General features: G+C 48.2%; 5 protein-coding genes. 4 read left to right on the plus strand and 1 reads right to left on the minus strand.

What is annotated here, in order from left to right; all coding sequences use genetic code 11:
* Positions 1-259: 259 nt before the first annotated feature.
* The 3 genes from AC4BAP_RS13925 (at position 260) to AC4BAP_RS13935 (ending at position 3011) form a co-directional block, all read left to right on the plus strand.
* Complete coding sequence (locus tag AC4BAP_RS13925; protein WP_490583271.1) at positions 260-739, plus strand: hypothetical protein; 480 nt, start codon at positions 260-262, stop codon at positions 737-739.
* A 182-nt stretch (positions 740-921) separates the two neighbouring features.
* Complete coding sequence (locus AC4BAP_RS13930) at positions 922-2145, plus strand: serine hydrolase domain-containing protein (protein WP_490583272.1); 1224 nt, start codon at positions 922-924, stop codon at positions 2143-2145.
* Positions 2146-2309: 164 nt separating this feature from the next.
* Entirely contained in the window at positions 2310-3011 is a 702-nt protein-coding gene (locus AC4BAP_RS13935) for an MgtC/SapB family protein (protein WP_490583273.1), read from the plus strand.
* A gap of 133 nt (positions 3012-3144) precedes the next feature.
* Here AC4BAP_RS13935 and AC4BAP_RS13940 read toward each other — a convergent pair whose 3' ends face one another.
* Positions 3145-5349 carry an acylase gene (locus AC4BAP_RS13940; protein ID WP_490583274.1) on the minus strand — a complete coding sequence of 735 codons (2205 nt, stop codon included), beginning with the start codon at positions 5347-5349 and terminating at the stop codon, positions 3145-3147.
* A gap of 746 nt (positions 5350-6095) precedes the next feature.
* Between AC4BAP_RS13940 and AC4BAP_RS13945 the strand changes: the two genes are divergently transcribed.
* A complete protein-coding gene (locus AC4BAP_RS13945; RefSeq protein WP_490583275.1) occupies positions 6096-7976 on the plus strand; it encodes a gamma-glutamyltransferase family protein in 1881 nt (626 codons plus the stop codon).
* Positions 7977-8111 lie beyond the last annotated feature (135 nt).

Below are 8111 nucleotides of genomic sequence, written 5' to 3' on the forward strand. Positions count from 1 at the left end.
ATTAAATAAATTGATTTCGATTAATGCACACTAAAACAGCACAAGTATGAATTTGTTTAACCAACCTCCTTACGCCTCTGTTTTGAAGCAGTTTCGTTTAATTTAAATATACTGGTCATTTGTAGCCTGCCAGCAAAAGCTCAATAGCAATGTCCTTTAAGTATAATTCAATTACACGATGCCTTCTGTTTCAAAGCTGCATGGGGTTTCATTTTAAGTATGATCAGCCTGTAACTATCGCTTTCCGTAAAGTATACACTTGGCTTATAAACTTAACACTGCCATGAAGCATGCCTTGCCTTTTATACTGCTGATTGCAACATTAGCCGTTGCCTGTATTAATGAGGCAACCGTAAATCGATCTGACACAGAAGTTAGGACCGCATTGCCAGAAAAAAGCTGTATGAACAGGGTAATAGCCCTGGACGATAGCTTGGGAAAAGTTAGAAACCATGCCACAGAAAATGAACCTATGAGCCAGGTAATTCGCGCCTATGCTGCGGCCATGCAGGAGATAGACTACAGTAATTGTCCGGAGGAGTTCAGGGCAGCGTTTGAAAAGCACCGCCAGGCCTGGCTTAACATGACAGTGGTTACAGATCAGCACCAGGAAATGCGGGGAGAAATGCACGCCCTTTTCGACAGGCTCAAAGCCAGCAAAGACTCTGTCAGGTTCAAAGTATACCTGGATAAGATCTGGAGCACCTGGGCCGAAGTTGAGAAAGCGATGTCGGAATAAAAGCCATTCGTTATACTTACTTCAAGTATAAACTTATCCTCCCTTCATTTATTCACATTCCAAGTATGAACCAGAAGTTATGGCTAAGTTCTGATTCATTCGCCATTTTTTGAATTTTCTCATACTATCCTAAGGTTGTAATCGTATCTTTAATGCTGGAAATTGTGTTGGTAATACGAGGTATGGCTTTTCTTAGAATACAGACTTTTCTTTGCCGCTGCGCTATGGTATCGGCTTCTATAATGTTCCTTATTTCCTGCCAGGAACCCCAGAATAATGTGCAGGACAGTACAGTTGCGGTAACATCTGAAAAAGATGAAAGGCAAAAGGTGGAGATACCCGCCTCCTTTACCCCCGAAAGCGCCAGGCAACTTGGCAAACAACTCGACTCGGCGTTTACTTACCTGCACAAGCGTAAAGGCTTTAACGGCACGGTACTGGTAACCAAGTATGACCAGGTTTTATACAAGGCCGCTCTTGGTTATGCCGACTTCAAGCAAAAAGACACGCTGCGCACGGAAACCGCATTCCAATTGGCCTCAGTTTCAAAGCAGTTTACCGCCATGGCGATCATGATGCTGAAAGAGCAGGGAAAGCTGAATTACGACGACAGCGTACAGCAGTTCATTCCTGATTTTCCGTACAGGGGCGTTACCGTGCGCCATCTGCTAACCCACCGGTCAGGCTTATCAAATTATACTTACTTCAGCGATGAACTGTGGCCCGACCGCAAAGTGCCCATCACCAACGACGATGTGCTTAATTTGATGGCAACGCACCAGCCAAGGCCATACTTTAACCCGGATGCCCGCTTTAACTATAGCAATACCGGCTATATGCTGCTTGCCTCAATCGTAGAGAAAGCCTCCGGAATGCCCTTTGCCATCTACATGCAGAAGCACATCTTCGAGCCCCTGAAAATGAAAAACACGTTTACCTTTAGCGATGATGTGATAACGATGACAGGCAAGGTGGCCACAGGACACACAGGCGGCAGGAGAAAAAGATGGCCCGACTACCTGGATACCGTGTTAGGCGACAAAGGCATGTACTCTACTGTGGAAGACCTTTACAAATGGGACCAGGCACTTTACTCCCAAAAACTGGTGAAGCACGAAACACTAGCCGAGGCCTTCACCGGCTCCAGGCAGGAGCGCAAAAAAGACGAGGACTACGGGTTTGGCTGGCGCATTGCACAGGTGGATAACGGCGACACTGTTGTGTACCATGCAGGCTTATGGCATGGGTATACGACCTATATACTACGCAACCCCAAGGACCACAGCGTCATTATAGTGCTGAGCAATGTGCCGAATGGCAGCCTGAGTTATCTCAAGGATATCCGCCGTATCATGTACCCTCCTGCCCATGACAGCACCTCAGGCAAGGCGTTGGTAAAGCGGTAAAGTATAAACCCGGGGTAGAAAGATCAGCAGTGCAGGCTAAAATTTTAAGCGCCTGACATACACACAATTGCTTACTATTTGTGCCTGAAAAAGGGATTTGAGGCAAACCACAAGGGGCTTATATCAGTAAAAACAGATATACCTGTCTATTACTGCACCCTTATATGGACCTGTCTTTTCTCGACTCTAATGATATTACGTTTGGCAACATACTGTTCCGGTTGTTGTTAAGCACCGTGCTGGGTGGTCTGCTAGGGTTGGAACGTGAATCGAGGAGGCAAAACGCAGGTTTAAGGACGCACATGGTGATCTGCGCAGGATCCTGCCTCTTGATGCTGATCTCTATTTACATCCCGCAGACTTTCAGCGATTACCGCAACGTGGACCCAGGCCGGATTGCCGCGCAGGTGGTTTCGGGCATAGGTTTCTTGGGGGCAGGTGCAATTTTCAGGTTGGGAGCCAATACGCATGGCCTTACCACTGCTGCCACCATCTGGGCAGTAGCCGCTGTGGGCCTGGCAACCGGCGCAGGCATGTATGAGGCCGCGGTCATTGTTACCCTGCTCCTGCTTTTTGTTCTGGCAATTATAGATAAGATCGGAAGACGCTTCTTAAAGAACGGCTCCCTCAAGTGCCTGCTTATCAGTTTCCATTCCTCCAAAATAGAAACAAGCAAGATTTTCTCGGTTCTGGAGAAGCATGATGTGGTTACAAAAAGTGTTAACGTCTTCCAGTCTTCTAACAAGCATAACTCCCGGATAAAGCTGCATGTATTTGTACCTGAAAACCTGAACGTAAAACACTTTTACAAAGACCTGAACGAACTCAAAAACATTGGCAAGATCTCTCTCGGTCAGGACTTTTAAAACAAAAGCGCCTGCGTTGGGAAAACACAGGCGCTTTGTTTTGATGAAATACTACTCTTCACTCCAGCCGTAGTTAACCCACCCCTATCCCTCCCAACAGGGGAATTTAACTTATGAGTGTAATCTTGGTTTTTTACTTTCTTTTGCCGGGATGGTAAGTTGCCTTAGCTCTTTTCTCCACATCCTCACGGTAATAGGCCACGTCCTTAAATTTCACATCCGCATAACGCTGTGCCTGGTCGTCGAAGTGTGGTGAGTTCGGGTCTCCGCTCTGGCCGCCGGCCAGCATACTTTTAGCTTTTACCTTATCGCCAAACTCTACTACCGCCACGAAGCTGTTGCCCGAGGTGCCATAAAGCTTCCTGGTGTTGTAAGTGTTTGACCCATAAGACGCCAGTGCACCCCAGTTACCAGAGGCCATCCCAATTGGAATACTAGGCTTCGCATCATTAAACGGCTGCTTTATGTCACCAGTTAAACGCTGGAAACGGTTGATCTCGCCCCAGGGCGTGTTCCACTGCCCAAAGTCACTTTCCAGTTGCTCAATGGTTTTGCTAAAGATTTCCAAACGTTCTTTTTCCGGTGATTTGTTGGCATAGTAATCGAAACGCTCCATCAGGTTTAAGCCCTGTGGCGCACTGCCGTTTTTAAGTAAATTAGTGGCATAAAAATGTGCCAGCGACATTGCCACCGACTCCTTAGACACCGCATAATTCCAGTTGCGCATCACATCAATGGCAGCTTTTAGTTTCGGGTCATTTGGTTTCTCTTTATCATAAGCCTTTACCAGTCCCGGTATCAGCACCTCGAAGCCAGGCAGGTATGGGTCGTAAGCCAGCTCGATCAGTTTATCCAGCGTCAGGTTATCAGCTTTTTTAAGCAAACGAATGGCATGCACACCACGGAAGTTCTCCGGCGACGGTGCCATATACTTTGGATAATTTTCTGGCTTTGGGCTGTACTCACCGGCAGCAGTAAACGGTGTGGAGTTACAGTTCTGTATCCAGCCGTTTGCCGGGTTTATGATTCGGATGGTTTCTTCCAGCGGGTGCGGGCCGTTCCAGTCTGTTTTCGGATTGCTACCATCCACAGGTTTGGAGTAGTCCAGGGAGTTGTCGCGCACCGGAAAGAAGTTGCCATGGTAGTAGGCTATGTTTCCTTCAGCATCAGCATACACGGTCCCGTTAGAGGAGTTGGTGCGCATCTTCATCATCTCGTTAAACTCCTGCAGGTTGCTTTTCTTGGTTCTGGTGTAAGACTGAATAAGCGCCTCCACAGGTTTCCACATCAGGGCAGTGGCCACCCATTTATCGCCGTTCTGGTGCGTGATAGGCCCGTGATGGGTACGGTAGGTGGTAAATGATTTCTGCTTTAACTCGTCTCCGTCTTTGTAAGAAAGGGTAACCTCTGAGGTAGCCACAGGACGAAATTCTTCGCCATACTTATAGTATAACTTGCCATCTTTCTTTACAATGGTTTCCTCAAACTCATCGATTACATCGGCATAGGCGGAAGTATGCATCCAACCAGTTTTCTCGTTAAAGCCCTGGTAAATAAAAAACTGTCCCCAGGTTACGGCGCCATAGGCATTCAGGCCCTCTTCACTGACAGCATGTACTTCGCCTCTGAAAAAGAAAGACGTATGCGGATTGATCAGCAACATGGCATTGCCTGAGGCGGTGTGCTTGCCAGAGATGGCAAACCCGTTAGATCCTTTCGGTTCTTCCAGCAGCCCTGGCTGCACCAGGCTGTGGCCATACTTGTTATGCCCCAGCGATTTGTTCTCTTCGTAAAATGCCTTTATTCTCTTGGTAGATATACTTTCAATATCGCCGCCAATAGAGCCTTCGCTAAAGTACATCGGCATCCAGGGCTCAAATCGGGTAAGAAGTCTCGGCTTTACTTCAGGGTGCGTGTGCAGGTAATAGTTAATGCCATCGGCAAATGCCTGGCACAGTTGCTTCAGCCACTCAGGGCTCTGCTCATACTTTTCTATGGCTTCCTCCTGCGTCATGTACAGCTTTGCCCGCAGGTCGCTGTACAGCATCTCCTCCCCTTCTACCTCAGCCAACCGGCCGGTAGCCCACAGATAGTTTTGCTCCACACGGTTAAAGTCGTCTTCGCACTGCGCATAGAGTAAACCGAATACAGCGTCTGCATCTGTTTTGCCGTAAACGTGCGGTACGCCAAAGTCATCACGGATAATCGTAACACGCGATGCCTGCTCTTCCCACTTCGTCACCTCCGTAGCCGATGTTACCTGCGCTTTTTGGGAGCAGGAGGTCAGAAGAAGTATAAATAGGAGGAGTTGGAGAGGGTGTTTAAGAAAATGTTTCATGATGTATGATAAAGGGTTTGTGGAACGGCCATCAAGTTAAGCAGTTTTAGCACAAGTTACACACGAAATTATACTTGTTACTACATCAGTGGCTTGCCTGATTATGGATTGCAGGAAGTAGGTTTTGGGCTACGATTGTTGTCAACCATGCACCTTTTCTCCGCCTTCCTATCTAGTGGCTATTCATCCTCAGTTTTACTTGCCTATCGTTTCACCTCTGGCTTTGGTGCGCTCAAGGCCGCGTGGCCTCGCCTTCGGGCATCGCGCTGTGTTCCCTCCTGCGCTTGCGCGCTGCCACTGACGTGGCACCGGATCTCACAAGGCGCTCAACCCAAAGGCTGGGATGGACACTGCTTGGTAAACGGCAGTTGCAATTGGCAAGCAAATGTAAAAAAGTAAAAGCGGAGATTCCCCTCTTGAGAGGGGTAGGGGTGTGTCAATCGTCTTTGGTAAACTCCCCTCGTTGTGCAGAGATGGGCAGGGGTGTGTTTTACACCTCTCCTACAAATCAACGACCTTAGCCATGTGCACCACCGACGATTTTTTGTTTGAGCGTTCAGCGAGTTCAAAATTGTCTTGACTTTTTTGCCTACTTTTCTCATCAAGGAGAAAAGTAGGGCCCAGCCGGCGAGGCGAAAAGCTAGCTAAAAGCATAGATACTACCAATTAATTGTACGAGAGAACAGAAATCTATAATTGTTTTACACCCCGGATTTGCTAATTTTATAAGTATAAATCCTACAGATATGAAACGTATTCTCACACTGATTTTATTTATAGCTGCTGCTTTACCCACACTGGCGCAGCAAACGCAAAAGCCAGTGCTGCATGGCAAGAACTGGATGGCCATTACCGGCAAACCCCTTGCTGCCACGGCAGGCGCCATGACCTTCCAGAAAGGTGGCAATGCCGTAGATGCAGCCTGCGCCATGCTGGCCGCTACCTGCACCATGTGGGACGTGCTAAGCTGGGGAGGCGAAACGCAGGCCCTGATCTATAATCCCAAAACGAAAAAAGTAATTGCCATAAACGCACTGGGAATTGCCCCTACCGGCGCCACCGCCAAGTTTTTCAAGAGCCAGGGATATAATTTCCCACCACAGTATGGTCCCCTGGCAGCCACTACCCCCGGCACCCCGGGAGGACTGTTGCACATGCTGGCTAATTACGGTACCCTGAGCTTAGAGCAGGTATTGGCACCTGCTATGGAGTTGGCTGCCGGTTACCCCATGGAAGCACAGACAGCTAATAGCATTGAGAAGAACAAGGAACTGATTAAGCAGTGGCCATACAGCAAAAAAGTATTCCTGACGCACTCTGGAGAGAAAAGAGAAGCACCGGAGGCAGGTGAGATTTTTGTGCAGAAAGACCTGTTGCAGACCCTTACCAAAATGGTAGAAACTGAACGCGAGGTTTTGAAGAATGGTAAGAGCCGCAAAGAAGCTATCATGGCGGCTTATGACCGTTTCTACAAAGGCGATATTGCGCAGGAATTTGTGCGCGGCAGCAAAGAACAGGGTGGCCTTATTACCATGGAAGACCTGGCAAAGTGGAAAGTGATTGAAGAAGAGCCCGTGGTGGCAAACTACAAAGGCATTGACGTGTATAAGTTGCAGCAGTGGACGCAAGGCCCGGTAATGCTGCAGGCGCTTAACATACTGGAAAACTTCGACCTGAAAAAAATGGGCTACAACAGTCCGCAGTACATCCACACAGTTTACCAGGCAATGAACATGGCCTTCGCTGACCGTGATTTTTATTACGGTGATCCATACTTTGAGCCGAAGGAGCCGATGCAGGGATTACTAAGCAAGGCGTATGCAAAACAGCGCGCCAGCCTGATTCAGCCGGACAAGAACAACCCGAATATTGGCCCCGGTGACCCTTACGCCTTTGAAGGCAGAAAGAACCCGTACAAGAAACTACTGAAAGAAAGAGGCTACGAACTGGACACAACCAAACGCAACTTCGCACCTACCCACGATATCCGCAACGGCTCATCAAGTATAGAGTACCAGAACAACCTGTGGCTGGGCACTACTACTGTAGAGGCCGCCGACGCTGAAGGTTGGGTTGTTTCTATTACGCCAAGCGGTGGCTGGGTGCCTGCTACTATTGCCGGTAACACGGGAATTGGTATGAGCCAGCGCATGCAGAGTTTTGTGTTAGACCCTGCCCTTAACCCATACAATGTGGTAGAGCCTGGAAAAAGACCAAGAGTTACTTTAACGCCAAGTATGGCCTTGAAAGATGGTAAGCCATACTTATCGTTTGCCGTGCAGGGCGGCGATACTCAGGACCAGAACCTGCTGCAGTTCTTCCTGAATGTAGTAGAGTTTGACATGAATGTACAGCAGGCAGCAGAAGCAGCCAACTTTAACACAAACCAATTGTGGTTATCGTTGGGAGGCACAAAGACAGATGACCGTAAGCCAAAACCAGGGCATATCCTTTTAAATGATAACACAGCACAGGAAGTAAGAGAGGCTCTCAAGAAGATGGGTTATACCTTAAGTTTCGATGATCGTACCAGTGGCCCGATCAACGCCATCTACTTTGACTGGAAGCATGGCAGTTTGTGGGGTGGCTCCAGCAACCACGGTGAAGATTACGGTATTGGCTGGTAATAAAGCATAATTACGAAACATGAATCATCCCGAACTTTTTAACCTAGAGTAATAGCTAAGTTCGTCGAAGAGGTTGGCCAGTGCCAATCGGATGCGGTAAAGCGGCGTGGGAGTGTTCCTGCACCGCTTTCCTGT

The organism is Pontibacter sp. GD7, assembly GCF_058216375.1.